Origin of the sequence: Halomonas sp. GFAJ-1 (assembly GCA_002966495.1) — a bacterium.
In the GTDB taxonomy this organism is placed as follows: Bacteria; Pseudomonadota; Gammaproteobacteria; order Pseudomonadales; family Halomonadaceae; genus Vreelandella.
Window position 1 is genome coordinate 2587159 of record CP016490.1, and the last position, 15784, is coordinate 2602942.

Annotated in this window: 15 protein-coding genes; 13 read left to right on the forward strand and 2 right to left on the reverse strand. The window is 50.5% G+C overall.

The features are described 5' to 3' along the window. The first annotated feature begins 23 nt into the window (after window positions 1-23). The 8 genes from BB497_11580 to BB497_11615 all read left to right on the forward strand — a co-directional run bounded on the left by BB497_11580 (window position 24) and on the right by BB497_11615 (window position 8598). Window positions 24-1031, forward strand: coding sequence for a hypothetical protein (locus BB497_11580; GenBank protein AVI63289.1), 1008 nt, complete (start codon window positions 24-26; stop codon window positions 1029-1031). Between the two features lie 67 nt (window positions 1032-1098). Next, window positions 1099-1938 carry an aminoglycoside phosphotransferase gene (locus tag BB497_11585; GenBank protein AVI63290.1) on the forward strand — a complete coding sequence of 280 codons (840 nt, stop codon included), beginning with the start codon at window positions 1099-1101 and terminating at the stop codon, window positions 1936-1938. Window positions 1939-2086: 148 nt separating this feature from the next. Beyond that, window positions 2087-4717, forward strand: coding sequence for a TIGR02687 family protein (locus tag BB497_11590; protein AVI63291.1), 2631 nt, complete (start codon window positions 2087-2089; stop codon window positions 4715-4717). Between the two features lie 72 nt (window positions 4718-4789). Continuing rightward, window positions 4790-6862: a TIGR02688 family protein gene (locus tag BB497_11595; protein AVI63292.1), complete on the forward strand. Its 2073-nt coding sequence runs from the start codon at window positions 4790-4792 to the stop codon at window positions 6860-6862. 62 nt (window positions 6863-6924) lie between these two features. Beyond that, window positions 6925-7107 carry a hypothetical protein gene (locus BB497_11600; GenBank protein ID AVI63293.1) on the forward strand — a complete coding sequence of 61 codons (183 nt, stop codon included), beginning with the start codon at window positions 6925-6927 and terminating at the stop codon, window positions 7105-7107. 58 nt (window positions 7108-7165) lie between these two features. Next, a complete protein-coding gene (locus BB497_11605) occupies window positions 7166-7489 on the forward strand; it encodes a hypothetical protein (protein AVI63294.1) in 324 nt (107 codons plus the stop codon). Window positions 7490-7771: 282 nt separating this feature from the next. Next, window positions 7772-8323 (forward strand): hypothetical protein, encoded by a 552-nt coding sequence (locus BB497_11610; protein AVI63295.1) that lies wholly within the window; start codon window positions 7772-7774, stop codon window positions 8321-8323. Window positions 8324-8352: 29 nt separating this feature from the next. Next, entirely contained in the window at window positions 8353-8598 is a 246-nt protein-coding gene (locus tag BB497_11615) for a hypothetical protein (protein AVI63296.1), read from the forward strand. Window positions 8599-8769: 171 nt separating this feature from the next. Here BB497_11615 and BB497_11620 read toward each other — a convergent pair whose 3' ends face one another. Continuing rightward, window positions 8770-9396, reverse strand: coding sequence for an integrase (locus BB497_11620; GenBank protein ID AVI63297.1), 627 nt, complete (start codon window positions 9394-9396; stop codon window positions 8770-8772). Window positions 9397-9399: 3 nt separating this feature from the next. Between BB497_11620 and BB497_11625 the strand changes: the two genes are divergently transcribed. Both BB497_11625 and BB497_11630 read left to right on the forward strand, forming a co-directional pair. Beyond that, window positions 9400-9597 carry a hypothetical protein gene (locus BB497_11625; protein ID AVI63298.1) on the forward strand — a complete coding sequence of 66 codons (198 nt, stop codon included), beginning with the start codon at window positions 9400-9402 and terminating at the stop codon, window positions 9595-9597. 62 nt (window positions 9598-9659) lie between these two features. Beyond that, complete coding sequence (locus BB497_11630) at window positions 9660-11072, forward strand: hypothetical protein (protein ID AVI63299.1); 1413 nt, start codon at window positions 9660-9662, stop codon at window positions 11070-11072. Window positions 11073-11540: 468 nt separating this feature from the next. Here BB497_11630 and BB497_11635 read toward each other — a convergent pair whose 3' ends face one another. Beyond that, window positions 11541-12161: an integrase gene (locus BB497_11635; GenBank protein ID AVI63300.1), complete on the reverse strand. Its 621-nt coding sequence runs from the start codon at window positions 12159-12161 to the stop codon at window positions 11541-11543. Between the two features lie 1264 nt (window positions 12162-13425). On the opposite strand from BB497_11635, the gene BB497_11640 reads away from it, so the two are divergent. The 3 genes from BB497_11640 (at window position 13426) to BB497_11650 (ending at window position 15755) form a co-directional block, all read left to right on the forward strand. Continuing rightward, window positions 13426-13989 (forward strand): hypothetical protein, encoded by a 564-nt coding sequence (locus BB497_11640; GenBank protein ID AVI63301.1) that lies wholly within the window; start codon window positions 13426-13428, stop codon window positions 13987-13989. A gap of 30 nt (window positions 13990-14019) precedes the next feature. Further along, entirely contained in the window at window positions 14020-14688 is a 669-nt protein-coding gene (locus BB497_11645; protein ID AVI63302.1) for a hypothetical protein, read from the forward strand. 98 nt (window positions 14689-14786) lie between these two features. Then, entirely contained in the window at window positions 14787-15755 is a 969-nt protein-coding gene (locus BB497_11650; protein ID AVI63303.1) for a hypothetical protein, read from the forward strand. Window positions 15756-15784: the final 29 nt, after the last annotated feature.

Consider the following 15784-nt stretch of genomic DNA (forward strand, 5'->3'; position numbering starts at 1 on the left):
ATTCACTAATCTCCAGTAATAACATGACAACCGTTGAACCAACCATGCTCGAAAAACCCAACCTATTTTCGTTTGCCACAACAGAGCTATCGCAGGATGCCTTCATCGCATGGTTATTGGCATGGGCAGATACCCAGTATGCGTCAGCAGACCCCCAGCTCCATGCGTGTGCGAGAGAGCTGATCGCTGCTTTTTTCGCAAAGCATAGCAAACCGTTGCCGCAGTTTACCGAGGTTAGTGTAACGCGCCAGAGTAAGCATATTGATGTGTTGTGCGTGCTTGATGGTAACTACGCCATCGTCATTGAGGATAAAACGCATACGGAGGCGCACTCCAACCAGCTGGCTAAGTACCTTACCGATATTCAGGGCAGGGGTTACCAGCCTGAGAATATCTTGGCGTTATACTTCAAAACGGGTGATCAGAGCTGCTACAAAGCGATTTATCGCAATGGGTTTCAGCCGTTCTCGCGACGTGATGTGTTAGCTGTGCTTGAAGCAGGATCTGGGACAAGTAACGCTATTTTTCATGATTATTTAGCGTGGCTTCAGCATTGGGACACACGGGTAGAAGCTTATCGGGCACGGCCATTCGGGGAATGGGATGGGTACGCCTGGATAGGATTCTACAAAGCACTCAAGGAGCAGCTTGGCGAAGGTAACTGGGGCTATGTGCCCAACCAGTCAGGTGGTTTTTTAGGATTTTGGTGCGGCTTTGAGGATATTTTGCATATTCAGCTCGTTGATAACCAAGAGCTGCGCTTTCGTATTGACGTACCAGAGGCCCTAAAAAGAGCGGCGCTGCGGCGTCATTGGCATCATAAGATCGTGACGCACTCTGAAACATTTGGCCTTAGAACCAAGAAGCCCCCTCGATTTGGCCACGGGCACTCAATGGTTGTCGCCACTCTCGATAGCGAAGACTACCGTCAGGCAGATCACAACGGCCAGTTAGATATGCAAGCCACTGTGGATGTTGTTCGCCGTGCTATCGCACTGGTGAAAAGCGTAACGAGCGAGCCTTCGGAGTAAGGTTGTCTGTCTTGGCTTGCGGTTGTGCGGCACTGAGTTAAGTGTGAATGTTTATGGGAGTTAGCGTATGAATCACACGCTTACCGCATTGTTACATGAAGCGGGGCTTAGCCCCCTGGGTGCGCTTCAGCCGCTCAGCGGTGGTGATAGTGCCGCGACGTATCGGCTACAGACCCGTGAGGGGGATGTGGTGGTAAAGAACGACCACCCCGCTCGGCTAGCCGGTGAGGCCGACGGCTTAAAGGCGCTCGCTAATGCTAATAGCGGCTTGGTGTTGCCGACGGTGATTGCCCAGCAGGGTGAATGGCTGGTGATGGAGGCATTGGAAACAGTACCGCACCGCCATAGCGATGAGGCGGCACTGGGTGAGGGACTACGTAAGCTGCATGAGATGACAGGGGACGAGCACGGCTGGCCCCGCGATAACGCCTGTGGGAAAACACCCCAGCCTAATGCGCCCATGCAGGATGGCCGCGCTTTTCAGCGAGAGCGGCGTTTACTCCCCCTCATCAACGCGTGTTATTCCAACAGGCTGTTAGATAGCGGTTTACGACACCGCCTTGAATCGTTGGCCCATGGGTTAGAACGCTGGCTGCCGGATGTGTCGCCGAGTTTGGTACATGGTGATTTGTGGTCAGGCAATGTGCTGTTCACGCCCCAAGGCCCCGCGATCATTGACCCCGCCGTTTATCGACACTTCCCAGAGGTGGATCTGGCGATGTTGACGCTGTTCGGCTCGCCCAGTTCGGCTTTCTTTGAGGCGTACTGGAACGGCAGCGCCCCCGATGATTGGCCCAGGCGAGAGGCGCTTTTTCAGCTGTATCCGCTACTGAACCATCTGCTTTTGTTTGGAGAAAGCTACCGAACCCCGGTTGAACGTGCGGTATCCCGGCTGGAAGCGTACTGAGCAAGGTGTTGCCACTGGCTCGGCGCTTTTCCTACGACGCGTGATAGAATCCAGCCATTCTCTTATGTTTTATTAATGATTGATCACCCGCACAGGTGCGAAGCGCCCAATAGCTCGTCGATTTGTGCGGTACAGGCACGGAGGCTAGATGCAGCTCGACCAACTCCAGCAGGGCTTACAACACGCCTTCTTCACCGACCGCCATCGGATTGTGTTCTGGTACGACGCCCCTGGCCATTTTGCGGATTCGCTCAGCGAGCTTGCGTTAGAAGGCGTTCAAGTGATCAACATGGCGGGGGAGTCCACCCTAGGCGTGAAGCTACGCCTGGAGCTGGAAGAGCCTGAGACGCCGACGTTGCTCTACTTTCCCACTGCCGAGCCAGCCCCAGAAGAGGACTGGCTGCTGGATATCAAGCTGTACTCTGGCCGCTTCTACGCCGACCGTGTCTCGATGATTTTCAACGAGCTGGGCCTAACCCGCCATGTACTGCGCGAGCACTTGGCGCAGCGGCAGGCGTTCTTAGCCAGTCGTAAGCGAATCGAAGCGTTGAAGCGCTTGGTTACGCTCTCACTTAGTGAAGATGAGCTGGATCTAGCGATGCTGGCCGTAGTGGTGGGGGCCACGTCCCTCGACGTCGCCACGCTGCTGTTCCATCTGGCTGAAGAAGCGGTGGCTAACGAGTTGGGTTTAGAGGCTACCCCAGCGGCGTTGGTCGAAGCGGAAAAGTACGCCCTGGTGCCTGCGCTGGTGCGCGCCCTGCAGGCCGAGGTGGGTTACCCCGCCAGTCAAGCAGAGCTTAGCGGTGACGCGCCGCTGAACTTCGGCCAGCTGATGCTGCGTTTATTGATTACCGGCTACTGCGAAAGCATTTCTGATATTCCCGACTGGGCGCGTCAGGTCGCCATTCCCTCGGTCAATGCCCGCGCGACGTCACGGGCGCTACTCACCCGCTGGCGGGATAGCTCGCGGTTTTACCCTGCGTTCGATGTGATTTCCGGGTGGGTAGCGGATGCCCAGCGTATTGATGACAAGCTGCAGGATGTGCCGCTTGAGCAGCTCAGCCATGTAGCGACGTTTGAGGTGGTGGAGAAGCAGATCATTGTCGATCTCTGCCAGGCGATTCCCACGGCGGACGCCCCCGATCTGAAGCTATTCGACAGCATCATTGTGGTGCGCTTGGATGGCTACTGGGCATCGCGGCATAAAAACGATGCCCGCCGCGAGCGCTATCGGCAGTTGTACGCCGCGCTTACCGCCGCTATTGCGCTGTTTAGCCTGCGTCACCAGCATGCCAAAGGCTTTCATTACGAGAGCGTTGAGGCGCTTTATCACGCGTACCAAACCGATCTCTACCGTTTTGATACCGCCTATCGCCATTACGCGGTGGCGTCGGATGCCACCGGCGTGGAGCTGCTAAAAAACCTGGACGCCGCCGTAGAGCGCTGTTACGACGAGTGGTTCCTGGGCCAGCTCACCCGTAACTGGAGCGAGCGCGTAGAAGCCGAACAGCGGCTCACCCACTGGAAGCTGCCGAACATTCCCAGCCAGCAACACTTCTACCGCGACTGGGTGCAGCCCCAGCTAGGTGCTAGCCGCCAAAAGCGTGTGGTGGTGGTGATTAGCGATGCCTTCCGCTATGAAGCGGCGGAAGAGCTGCGTGAGCGCATTAATGCCAAGCGCTACAGCGAAGCGACGTTAAAAAGCCAGTTGGGTGTGGTGCCCAGCTACACCACCCTGGGGATGGCCTCGCTGTTACCGCACCGGGAACTCAGCTATCAGCCGGGCAGCGATACGGTGTTGGTGAACGGCCAATCTACCCAAGGCACGGCGAACCGCAGCAAGCTACTCAAAGCCGCGCTAGGCGGGGAGGCGTTAGCCGTCACCGCCGACGAGGTAAAAGGCTGGAGCCGTGAAGAGGGGCGCGAAAAGATCAAAGGCGTGCAGCTGATGTACGTGTACCACAACGTGGTAGATGCCCGTGGAGATGCCGCCAACACCGAAAGCGAGACGTTCGCATCGGTGGAAGATGCCATTGATGAACTGGATCAGCTGACCCGTAAAATTCTCATGCACCTGAACACCAGCACGGTGCTGGTCACCGCCGACCATGGTTTCCTGTTCCAGCGTAGCGCCTTGGATGCTACCGACCGCACGGCGCTGTCAGAAAAGCCAACATCGGCCTTCAAAAGCAAAAAGCGCTATGTGCTGGGTGAATCGCTGCCCGATAACCCCAGTGTGTGGCACGGCCATACCCGCGATACCGCAGGCACCACCTGTGACACCCAGTTCTGGATACCCAAAGGCGCGCACCGTTTTCATTTTGTGGGCGGGGCGCGTTTTGTACATGGGGGCATTATGCCCCAGGAAATTGTGGTGCCGGTGCTTACTGTTCAGCAGCTTCGGGGCGAGAAGGTGGAAAAGCGCACCAGTCGCAAGGTGGAAGTCATTTCACCCAAGGCATCGCTGAAGATGGTCAATAACATTCAGCGTTTTGAGCTGCTGCAAACCGAAGCGGTCAGCGAGCGCCTCCGCCCAGTCACGCTGTCGGTGGCGATTTACGCGGGCAGCGAGGTGGTTTCCAGTGAAGAGGTCGTGACCTTCGATAGCGCAAGCGACAATATGACCGAGCGCATGAAGTCGGTGCGCCTCTCGCTATCAGGCACGTCATTCGACCGCAAGAATGACTACTTCCTGGTGTTGCGGGATAAAGACCTAGGCACCGAACGGGAGCGCTACCGGGTAGTAATTGATCTCGCGTTTACAGACGATTTTTTCTAGGCCAGTCATCAGCGGGAACGCTTTTATGTTTGTGCATTGTGCTTTTAACGTCGTTCAGGAGTGACCGCCCACATGGATTTTGATTCAACTTCCGCCACGCAAGTGACTGACGCCCTCCAGGATGCCGATCTGGATACGCTGCTCAACACGCACTTTGCGGGCCGCGTGGTGCGTAAGGATCTCACTCAACGCGTGAAAGAGGGCGCAAACGTGCCTGTTTACGTGCTGGAGTACCTGTTGGGTATGTACTGCGCCTCAGACGATGCGGAGGTGATCGCTACGGGATTGGAAAACGTTAAAGCGATTCTGACGGATAACTACGTTCGCCCGGATGAAGCGGAGAAAGTGAAATCCATCGTGCGCGAGCGCGGCAGCTTCAAGGTGATTGATCGTGTCACGGTGCGCCTGAACGAGAAAAAAGACCGCTATGAAGCGGCGTTCAGTAACTTAGGCATCAAAGATGCCGAGATCTCCGCAGGCATTGTTAAAGAGCACGAGAAACTGCTGGTAGGCGGTATTTGGGTGATTGCCACGCTCAGCTATTTTCATGAAGAGGGTCAGTCATCGTCACCGTTTGGCGTCAGCCTGCTCAAGCCAATTCAGATGCCCCACATGAATATGGACGAGCTGTTTGAAGGGCGGCGTGGCTTTACCAATACCCAGTGGCGAGAGGTGCTGATTCGCTCGATTGGCATGGAGCCTGCCGAGCTAGATGAGAGCGTACAGTGGCACCTGCTGGCCCGGATGATTCCGTTTGTTGAGAACAACTACAACGTCTGCGAGCTAGGGCCACGGGGCACAGGCAAAAGTCATATCTATAAAGAGTGCTCACCCAACAGCATTTTGGTCTCTGGCGGGCAAACCACGGTGGCCAACCTGTTCTACAACATGAGCTCGCGTCGCATTGGCCTGGTAGGCATGTGGGATTTGGTGGCCTTCGATGAAGTGGCCGGTATCTCGTTCAAGGATAAGGATGGGGTGCAGATCATGAAGGATTACATGGCCTCTGGTTCTTTTGCCCGTGGGCGCGAACAGATGGAAGCCTCAGCCTCGATGGTGTTTGTGGGCAACATCAACCAAAGCGTGGAGTCGCTGGTAAAAACCAGCCACCTATTGACACCATTCCCCGATGCCATGATTGATGCCGCCTTCTTTGATCGCTTCCATGCCTATATTCCCGGCTGGGAAATCCCCAAGATGCGGCCCTCGTTTTTTACTCAGCGCTATGGGTTTATTGTTGATTACCTCGCTGAATTCTTCCGTGAGATGCGCAAACGCAACTTCGCCGATGCTATTGATCGCTACTTCTCGTTGGGTGACAACCTCAACCAACGTGACGTGATTGCGGTGCGTAAAACCGTGTCGGGCCTGCTGAAACTGATGTTCCCCCATGGGGAATACATGAAAGACGATGTACGCGATTGCCTGGAATACGCCATGCAGGTACGCCGCCGCGTGAAGGAGCAGCTGAAAAAGATTGGTGGCATGGAGTTTTACGATGTTCATTTCAGCTACATCGACAAAGAGACCTTGGAAGAGCACTTTGTGTCTGTGAAAGAGCAGGGCGGTGGCGGCCTGATTCCAGAAGGCCAGGGCAAGCCAGGCGTGGTGCATACCATTGGCCTCAGCGATAAAGGCATGCCGGGGGTTTACCGCATCGAAATGCAGGTCACGGCGGGCAGCGGCAAGCTGGCCATGTCAGGGCTCTGGAACTCCACCGCCGCCAAAGAGCAGGTCAAAATGGCCTTTGATTACTTCAAGGCCAACGCCAGCCGCATTAGCGGTGCCCGTAAGGTGCTAGAGCACGACTTTCACCTCCATGTGGTCGATCTGCAAAATAGCGGCGTTTTGCGTGACCTTTCGCTCGCCAGCTTGGTCGCGTTCTCTTCAGGCCTGGTAGGTAAACCTACTCAGAGCCAAATGGTCGTGCTGGGTGATATGAGCCTGGGAGGCAGCCTAAAGCCCGTCGCAAGCCTAGCGGAATGCCTGCAGGTTGCTTTTGATGCCGGTGGCAAGCGCGTCACCCTGCCCATGAGCAGCGCCATAGATATTCCCACCATCCCCGGAGAGCTGTTCACCAAGTTCCAAACTAGCTTCTATGCCGAACCGATTGATGCAGTGGTCAAAGCGCTTGGGGTGGGTTAAGGTTAATGAGTCTATTGCGATGATGCATTCATGCTCTCGCACGCATTACAGGAGGCACTTAGATGGAAAAATCTAATGAGCTCAGTGATGTAAAAGCAAACGGCGACCCTCTGCAGCGGCTTAAGGGCTCGGTTGGCAAATATGAGAAGCCATTTGAGCCTGTAGGCATTGAGGACTGGGAGGCTATGCAGATGGAAGAGCCTATTCCAGCCACCCGCACAGGTGATGAGCATCCGCCGAGATAGACACGCATTGCACATGCCATGTTAGTGAGCACATGGTCGGTAGGCGAGGAGCATAGCCATGAAAGTGACTGAAAAAGTAGAAGTCGAAGCCGTCACCGATGTGGTGTGCGATGTATGCCTAACCACGACACGGGTAGCAGACGACAACCTTGAGTACGCCACCCTCAAAGCCCATTGGGGCTATGGCGCTCAACATGACGGCGAGCGTTATGAAGTTCACCTGTGCGAAAGCTGTTTTTTCAGCACGTTGGCTTACTTCAAACAAGAACGCCGTGTGCAAAATTTGTTCAGCGAAGATAGCGACAGAGAGCAGGCCTTCAATACAGATGACCGCCTGGGGCTAGTGGCGACGGATGACTATTTTGGTGATCATAAATCTTGATAAGTGGTTTTGCTTCGCCTTTGGACTGAGTACAGAGGGCTGCTTAAGGCAGATTTCGACCCTGAGCGGACGTTCCCGAAACTATATATTTGCGGAGCCCTAAGCTCACAATGCGCGTTTTTCAGGTGCCGGCTGTAATATGAGTGCTCATATTTCTGGAGTATAATACTGTAAGTTTAGGTAAAAATGGTTTATGAAAAGGTGTTCTATGTTTATACGCAATTTTGAGAGAATGGTGATAATATTAACACGCATTCGCATGAATAAAATTGTTAGGCGCACATGAAATTTAGCGATCTTCTCGGCCAAGGGTACGACGAAAGAACCGAAATCATATATGCCAATCCAATTCGTGTTTATCTTCCGGAAACTCCGCTCAAGGTAATTGAGCAGGTCTACTGTCACCACGGCAGAAAAGACGAGTTTCAGAGACAGTACGGAGAGCTTAATCTATCTGCCATAGCTTGGACCTCTATCACGTTGCCTGCCTCAGAAATAATTAAGGCTACTATCTACGAAGGTTTTATGCGTTGGTTCCGAAATGTTGAGTCCCGTACCTTGGAGTTTGCAGAGCGTGGCTGGCAGTGCATCGATAAGCGGAAAGACGTAATTTCGCATTGGTCAAGGTATCAAACATGGTCGCGTCCACCTGTGTTCATCCAAGGGCTTACGCCGGGAGTTATCGGGGGACTGCACCTGATGGAAGGCCATACTAGAGTTGGCCTGCTAAGGGGCTTGGTAAAAGACGGAGTGCTTAGTCCGTTATCAAGGCATAAAGTCTTTGTTGGGCGTGTAGATGCGCCTAACAAAAAATTGCATCAGACAAGCCGCTGAATGCGGCGTTATACGTTTCTGGAGATACAATGAGAGTTCTGGCTATCATTTCAAATGTTTTCTTGCTTATAGTGGTAGTACTACTCATCGTGGATAGTGGATGGCCATATGAATTAATTTATCAGTTAATGTTGCTTGTATTCTTTGCGGCCCCAATAATCAGTATTTTTGCTCTTGTTCAGTCAAATCTTGCTAAATCAGAAAGTTGGCTGGGCCTATTTATGCAACGGAAAAAGTTAGAAGAAAAAGAAAAGTTACGAAATTTACAAAAATAGATAAATAAAACTGTATAACAATCGTAAGCAGTTCAGCCCTGCAGGCTCTGACGTCGCTTATCTCCGTTGCTGTTGTAAGCATTACCAGAGAGCAAAACATCAATCAACGTCCCTCAAAGACCGCTTCTGGCCGAGTAACGACGGCCCGAAATAGGCCGTCGTTCAGCCTCATCAAACTTCAGTCTGTTCTGCCATTTCTAACGCGTCATCTACCTCTATCCCTAGATACCTGACAGTGCTTTCCAGCTTCGTGTGACCCAGGAGCAGTTGCACTGCCCTTAGGTTTTTCGTGCGACGGTATATCAACGACGCTTTAGTGCGGCGCATCGTGTGCGTGCCATACACTGACGCATCTAAACCTATTTCGGTGACCCATGCTTTCACGATACGGGCATATTGGCGTGTTGAAAGATGCTTTGCGCTATTGATGCGGCTGGGAAACAAGAAGTCTTCGTTTCTAAGTTGAGCAAGCTGTATCCAGTCCATGATAGCAATACGCGTTTGCTCGGTTATTTCGAACTGGACAGGTCGATGCGTTTTTTGCTGCATCACGATGGCTCGTGGGGATATGCACGCACCATGGGCTATATCCCGGACTCGTAAATTGACAAGGTCGCAGCCCCGTAATTTGCTATCAATGGCTAAATTGAAGAGGGCAAGGTCTCTCGTCTTTTTGGCAAGCTGTAGGCGCACACGTATAGCCCAAATATCTCGAAGGCGCAGAGGCGACTTCTGACCAACTAACTTGCCTTTATTCCAAGGTGTAGGTGTACAGGAGATTTCAGTCACAACGTTCATGGCATGTTCCTCCATCAGGTGGAGGTCAAAGAATGGCTCAATTCATGCTCGTCATGTGCTAAGGATAATTTACAATCGGTGCTCGACCCAAAGCGGTTATTCCAGGAAACGCAGCAGACGCGCGATTTTTGGAGATACAACCTAATGGAAATTGATGATTTTGAATATTATAGACTTTTACAGGCTGCATTTGCCGGATAAACGTGCCGGAACGTTTTTTCAATCATAAGATGGGAAGTCTAATACACTGTTAGGCGTTTAAAATGGATAGATGCGAGAAACGAATAGAGGCGGCGTTCCTTGTCCAGTGCTCGTCACAGGCTGCGTACGATTGGTTATTTTCCCGCAGGTACACTGGTGATCAGGGGCCGCCTAGGCTTTTCGAAGCCCCTGAGATTCTGGAGTACTTGTTGGTTCGCCGTAAGGATCCATTCATTGACTTGGCTATTGCACGCTTCGGCCACTCCCTACCAATGATTCGAAGGGTGTTCAGGCGAGGTAACGTGGGAACACGGTGTGCTGCTCTAGCGAATCTACATGTTGGGCCACGTACTCGTATGAATCGAATTAATGAGGGTTGGCTCCAGGAAGACGAGCTTAGGAAGCTTATTCGGAGTGGCTCAGAAGCAGAACTTGAAGCGTTGATTAAAAACAGATTTCTAAACGATGATGCGCTCGAATGTCTGCTTGAACGAAAAGAGGAATTTGCGGATATATCCGAAGAGCAATATATTAAGATGCTCATTTGGTTAGGGAAAAATCCTCGTATGTCGGCTGAATACGACCACAGGATTCTTGACGGCTGGGCGGAGTCTAGTCATGCAAGAGTATTCTCGTTGGCTTGGGAGCTTGCGCGACATTTAGCTACAACAAAGACAAATGCCCGGGTGCTGTATGAACTTCTGAAGAACACCGCGTTACCCGTTGGCTATGACAATCCTGAAGAAGTCTTGGAGCGATGGAGAATTGAGCAGGAACCCAAGAACGGACGCAGGTCACTGGCATATTCATACTTCCTTAGAACGCGTCTTGCTGATGTTCTAAAGGCCGATGATAAACTTCTTTCCTCCAACGACCCATCGGAAAGAGAGTCGTTCTACCGAAGATTCTACCCTTGGCAGTACAAGGACTGGCCCACGTTTATAGAGCGAGATGGCGGGCTTGCTTTCGATGCGATGGCTGAAAATAACGAATTGTGGCGTAACGCGGAGAGTCGGGAAGTATTACGCGATTTAGCTTGGAAAGTTCCCGATCCTCATTCATCTATGAGGGCTCCGAATACCTACAATGCTGTCGAAGAGCGTAAACTTAGGGAACATCCAGAATGGTTTGCAGATGAGGATTCGGAGTACAGCAATGCTCCGGATGCGATAGTCCGGCGTGTTGAGAAAAAAATGGATAAGCTTGTAGATGCTGTCGAACCATTTTTGGGCAAGGATAATTATATCAATACCGTGGCGCAAGATATTGTAGAAAAAGTGGAGCGCTTGTCGAAACGCATAGAGGATGCAGACACTGATAGTCAAAATGAAATTAGGCATGAACTCCATAGCTTGCGAGATGAACTGCATGAAACTAGAGCAATAACTCAACCGGCACCATGTAGGTATACACGTGCGCCTGTTTGGCCATGGATCATTATCATTGGCCTTTTAATATTACTATTGCTGAAGTGAAATATGCCTAACACCTATGAGCCTTCTCTCTGTCAATAGGCCGTAGGAGTTTTATTAGCCGCGCAAGCAGCCAATATCAAGCCCCTGAGCCAGTGATCCTACTTCATCTGTCATCATTGGCTGTAAGTGGCTTACAGCAAACACCTATTGAGGCACACTTATTGCGGTGGTTCACCAAAGGCTTCTGGCATGTAGGTCAATTCCACAGTAGTGGCGATGAGTGCTAGTGTAAAAGTTCATTGAGTCTTCTCCTGTTAGGTTTGGCCACCTTTTCAGCTTAACCAAACGGGCTGAGCTGGGGGAGAAGGATAAATGAGTATCAATCCCATCAACAATGGCAGCAAAAAGCGCCGCTCCTTCGTTACCTGCTTTTTGCTTCTGGTTTTGGGCGGCGTTAAATCAGTGTTACCTAAAATACCGCTTTTGGCCGGACAACGACGGCTAAGGATAGGCCGTCGTTTATCCATATCAAACCTCTGTCTGTTCTGCCATTTCCAACGCATCATCTACCTCTATCCCTAGATATCTAACGGTGCTTTCCAGCTTCGTGTGACCCAAGAGCAGCTGCACTGCCCTTAAGTTTTTAGTGCGACGGTATATCAGCGACGCTTTGGTGCGGCGCATCGTATGCGTGCCATAGATTGAAGCATCTAAACCTATTTCGGTGACCCAGGCTTTCACGATACGGGCATATTGGCGCGTGGACAGATGCTTTGCGCTATTGATTCGGCTGGGAAACAAGAAGTCCTCGCTCCTGAGCTGAGCAAGCTGTATCCAGTCGATAATAGCGATCCGAGTTTGCTCGGTAATTTCGAACTGGACAGGTCGATGCGTTTTTTGCTGCATCACGATGGCTCGTGGGGATATGCACGCACCATGAGCAATATCTCGTACACGTAAATTGACGAGGTCGCAGCCTCGTAATTTGCTATCGATGGCTAGGTTGAAGAGGGCAAGGTCTCTCGTCTTTTTGGCCAGCTGCAGGCGCACACGTATAGCCCAGATATCACGAAGGCGCAGAGGCGCCTTCTGCCCAACCAACTTGCCTTTATTCCAAGGTGTAAATGAGATTTCAGTCGGAACGTTCATGGCATGATCCTCCATCAGGTGGAGGTCAAAGAATGGCTCAATTAACGCTCGTCATGTGCTAAGGTTAATTTACAGTCAGGGTTCGACCCAAAGCGGCCCTCTCGGCAACTGGTTCAGTTGTGTTATGCAGCCTATTCATATCCATTTGCATTTAATTTCAATGGAATAGAACATAAATGATAGGCGGCATAACCTAAATGAACGCTCCCCCGTGTTCATTTAGGTTATGTAGAGGGTGTATAAACACCGATACGTGGGTACCTGATAATCTCAGAGGGTAATTATGGCAAAGGTAGGAATAGTTCTCGTCACGGCCCTTTTTATCGCAGGCTGCGCTTCGCAGATCATGGAATCTTACGTTGGAAAAGACATTCGTGAAGCTGCCCTAGATTACGGCCCACCTTCAAATGCCATCGATATGGGTGATAACGAAAGAGCTTTTCAGTGGGTAATGAATTCAAGTTTCACAACCCCCGTTACTACCACCACTACAGGGAGCGTAACATCGTATGGTCCGGGCTCTTGGATTAATACAAACACCACAGTAACAGGCGGGGAGACAGTCAATTCATCCTGCATCTACACGCTAATGGCTCGCTGGAATGAGCGCTCAGAAAGCTGGATTGTAACTGGTTTCAGAAAGCCTCGGTTTACCTGCGAATGACCACTTAACAAGGCAATCAAATTCGTTCTGGCCTTTGGCTTCTACCGAGTGCCTTTATCAGAGCGCAGCTTATTGTTGCCGTATGTGCTACTAGAAACCGCAAAAGCAAAGATGAAAGAAAGCCACGCACAGTGGCTAGGCGCGCTAGGAGGCAAAGCAAGGTGTAAAGAAGAAACACAAAAAAATCTGCCAAATAACATGCAGTCTCAATGGTGTGTAGCGACTTGTGCGCATTGCACGCACGACCTAGCTTCACGATGCATGAATAAACAATTCGCCTAGATCTCACCCTTTCGTTGAAAGCAGTGACAAATTTCAATTTCTTAATATGCCGAATGAAAGCTACGTTGAGGTGAATAGGGAGCTGTAATCGACCCAAAGCGGCCCTTCCGGCGAAAGCTGCATGCTGATTCAGCCGTGTTATGCAGCCGGCACGATAATCTATGTTATGCTGCCTATTTATAATTAATTTATTTTAATTTCAATGGGGTAGATCGTGAATGATGGGCTGTATAACCTGAATGAACTCGGCGGTGCGTTCATTCAGGTTATGTAGAGGGATGTATAATAACTGTTGCGTGTCGGTAACGAGGTAATTTTATGGCCCTTTTGGCCGAAGAAATTGTTGAGGAATGGCTGAATAGGCAGGGTTACTTCACTATCCGTGGAATCCGTCTTGGCGTCAACGAGATTGATTTGGTCGCCGTAAAGTTCAGATCAGGGGAAAGCCCAGTTTGTCGCCATGTTGAGGTACAGGCGTCAATGAGACCGGTAAGCTACATCTCCAAGGTGCCCAAAGCTGCACGAAAAACAGGCCGAGCTGCGAATAGCGCAGCACGTTCACAGGAAGAACTTGTTGAAGGTGTTGCCGAATGGGTGGAGGGAAAGTTCCATGCCACCAAGAAGCGCTCACTTATGGCAACTCTGTGGAGCGGGGAGTGGTCGTCGGAGCTGGTTATAAATAACGTCAAATCTGAGCAGGAAGTAGCGCTTATCGCAGAGCATGGAGTAATTATACACCGGCTTCCTAAGATTGTTCGGGAGCTTCAAGTCAATGATTTCCCAATCAAAAGTGCTGCTGGAACAGATTTTATAGACCTCTTGCAAATGGGGGCCAACACAAAACAAGATGCTCTACCGTACGCTCCTTCGTCACGCCGGTAAGCTCTGCGTTATAAGTCATTGAGGTTCTGAGTGAGTAATGAAATTCGGGCGATAATTCAGAAGGCTGAAGAAACGCTCCAAACTGCTAGGTTTGGCTACGAGGATCTCACGTCGAGAAATCGCTACCGGAGGTATTCGGGCATCCGAAACTTGGTCGTTTTTGGCCGTTCAGTGACTTTCGTAATTCAGAACCTTAAAACGCCTGTTGGTTCTGATCGGTTTGATGCTTGGTATCAACCGATACAGGAAAAAATGAAGTCTGATGTTCTGATGAAGTATTTCGTCACGCTGAGAAACGAAATACTCAAACAGGGAAAACTGCCGGTCAGCACATCTGCCTCAGTCAACTTCTCATCTTCTGACATGGTAAAGTTGGGAACACCTCCCCCAGGAGCCAGTGGATTTTTCATTGGAGATCAAACTGGCGGTAGTGGGTGGGAAATCGAATTGCCGGATGGGACAAAGGAAAAGTATTACGATGAACTCCCCGAAAGCATGGCTAAGGTTCAGCAGCACTTCAGCGAATTGCCGGTTCCAGATGATGACGATTTGAAGAAAAAGTCTATCGAGGAGCTTTGCGAATACTATCTTAAAGAACTTGAAGGGGTCCTAGACGAGGCTCGGAAAGTCTTCTTGGGTGAGGATACTCAAAGGGCCGGAGGGAAGAGGCTTCCTCCTTATTTGAGAGTAGTGAAATGACTTATAACCAGTGCAGGCACGGCGACGCCCACTACATTGCGCCTTCGGCTCCATTCCGTGGGCGCGCATGCTGCAAGCGTTAGCCTTTATGGAGAGTTATGAGTAAGCCTTTAATTTACCTAGATCAAAATATCATCGGCTTGCAGTTGCAGGGCATTATCAACCTGAGTAAGCGAGATGATGTAACTTGGGTTTACTCAAAAGAGCACTTTGCAGAGATTCTACGCTCTAATAAATCTGAGAAATATTTAGGTGTTCTCGATGCTATAGATGCAAAATTATTAGACCTTGTTCTTGACGATAACTGGAAAATTACTGGTGAAGCTAGGTTAATTGAGAACGGAACCCCATATGAACATTATGATAGCTACATTGAAGCAACCGGTGATGTAGATTTCGATGACTCCATTTTCGACCCATTCCAGGTATGGGTTAACGGTGGTGGAGACGAAGGTCCATTAAAGGACCTCTCTGAAAAATTCGCACAGCAAATCTTAAGGCTCACTTCTGACTTGCCTTTTGATACTACAGAAATGACTGACCAAGTTAAGCAGATAAAGCCCGAATTTGATTCCATGATCGATGAGATGATATCAAATGGAAATGATATCCATAAGACTAGGGCGGCTTTCGGAGATCAGAAAGGCTCCATCGGTAGTATATCAGGCGAGAAACAGATTGAGAAAATTTGGGAAATAATATCCCCAACGATGCACGGGGCAGATATTAGTTGTGATCAATTTTTTGGCTTTGATCCCATCGATAAACAAGGTTGCGGCATTTGGCCAATTTATCTCGGAATAATTGGATGCAATTCGGTGCTTGATATATTAGGTTTTCAAGCAGAGAAAAAATGCAGAAAACTAAACAAAATTCATAACGTAAGAAGTGATGCTGGTCATATAGCGATGGGCGCATATTGCTCAGCAATCATGTCTGAGGATAAGCGTTTAGTTAAAAGAGCAAAAGCCATCTATGAATATAAGGAAATAGGAACTTCTCCTATTCTGGTCATACGAGAGGCTAACAAACCAATCCAGCCGACCGCTGACGCGTCGGCTGATTGAAGCGTTCGTCAGCTTTGAGAGCGTGGTGT

Coding starts and splice junctions, on each gene's coding strand:
- BB497_11580 (AVI63289.1), top strand. CDS start 24: ATGACAACCGTTGAACCAACCATGCTCGAAAAACCCAACCTATTTTCG.
- BB497_11615 (AVI63296.1), top strand. CDS start 8,353: ATGAGAGTTCTGGCTATCATTTCAAATGTTTTCTTGCTTATAGTGGTA.
- BB497_11640 (AVI63301.1), top strand. CDS start 13,426: ATGGCCCTTTTGGCCGAAGAAATTGTTGAGGAATGGCTGAATAGGCAG.
- BB497_11585 (AVI63290.1), top strand. CDS start 1,099: ATGAATCACACGCTTACCGCATTGTTACATGAAGCGGGGCTTAGCCCC.
- BB497_11620 (AVI63297.1), bottom strand. CDS start 9,396: ATGAACGTTGTGACTGAAATCTCCTGTACACCTACACCTTGGAATAAA.
- BB497_11605 (AVI63294.1), top strand. CDS start 7,166: ATGAAAGTGACTGAAAAAGTAGAAGTCGAAGCCGTCACCGATGTGGTG.
- BB497_11600 (AVI63293.1), top strand. CDS start 6,925: ATGGAAAAATCTAATGAGCTCAGTGATGTAAAAGCAAACGGCGACCCT.
- BB497_11630 (AVI63299.1), top strand. CDS start 9,660: ATGGATAGATGCGAGAAACGAATAGAGGCGGCGTTCCTTGTCCAGTGC.
- BB497_11595 (AVI63292.1), top strand. CDS start 4,790: ATGGATTTTGATTCAACTTCCGCCACGCAAGTGACTGACGCCCTCCAG.
- BB497_11650 (AVI63303.1), top strand. CDS start 14,787: ATGAGTAAGCCTTTAATTTACCTAGATCAAAATATCATCGGCTTGCAG.
- BB497_11635 (AVI63300.1), bottom strand. CDS start 12,161: ATGAACGTTCCGACTGAAATCTCATTTACACCTTGGAATAAAGGCAAG.
- BB497_11610 (AVI63295.1), top strand. CDS start 7,772: ATGAAATTTAGCGATCTTCTCGGCCAAGGGTACGACGAAAGAACCGAA.
- BB497_11590 (AVI63291.1), top strand. CDS start 2,087: ATGCAGCTCGACCAACTCCAGCAGGGCTTACAACACGCCTTCTTCACC.
- BB497_11625 (AVI63298.1), top strand. CDS start 9,400: ATGTTCCTCCATCAGGTGGAGGTCAAAGAATGGCTCAATTCATGCTCG.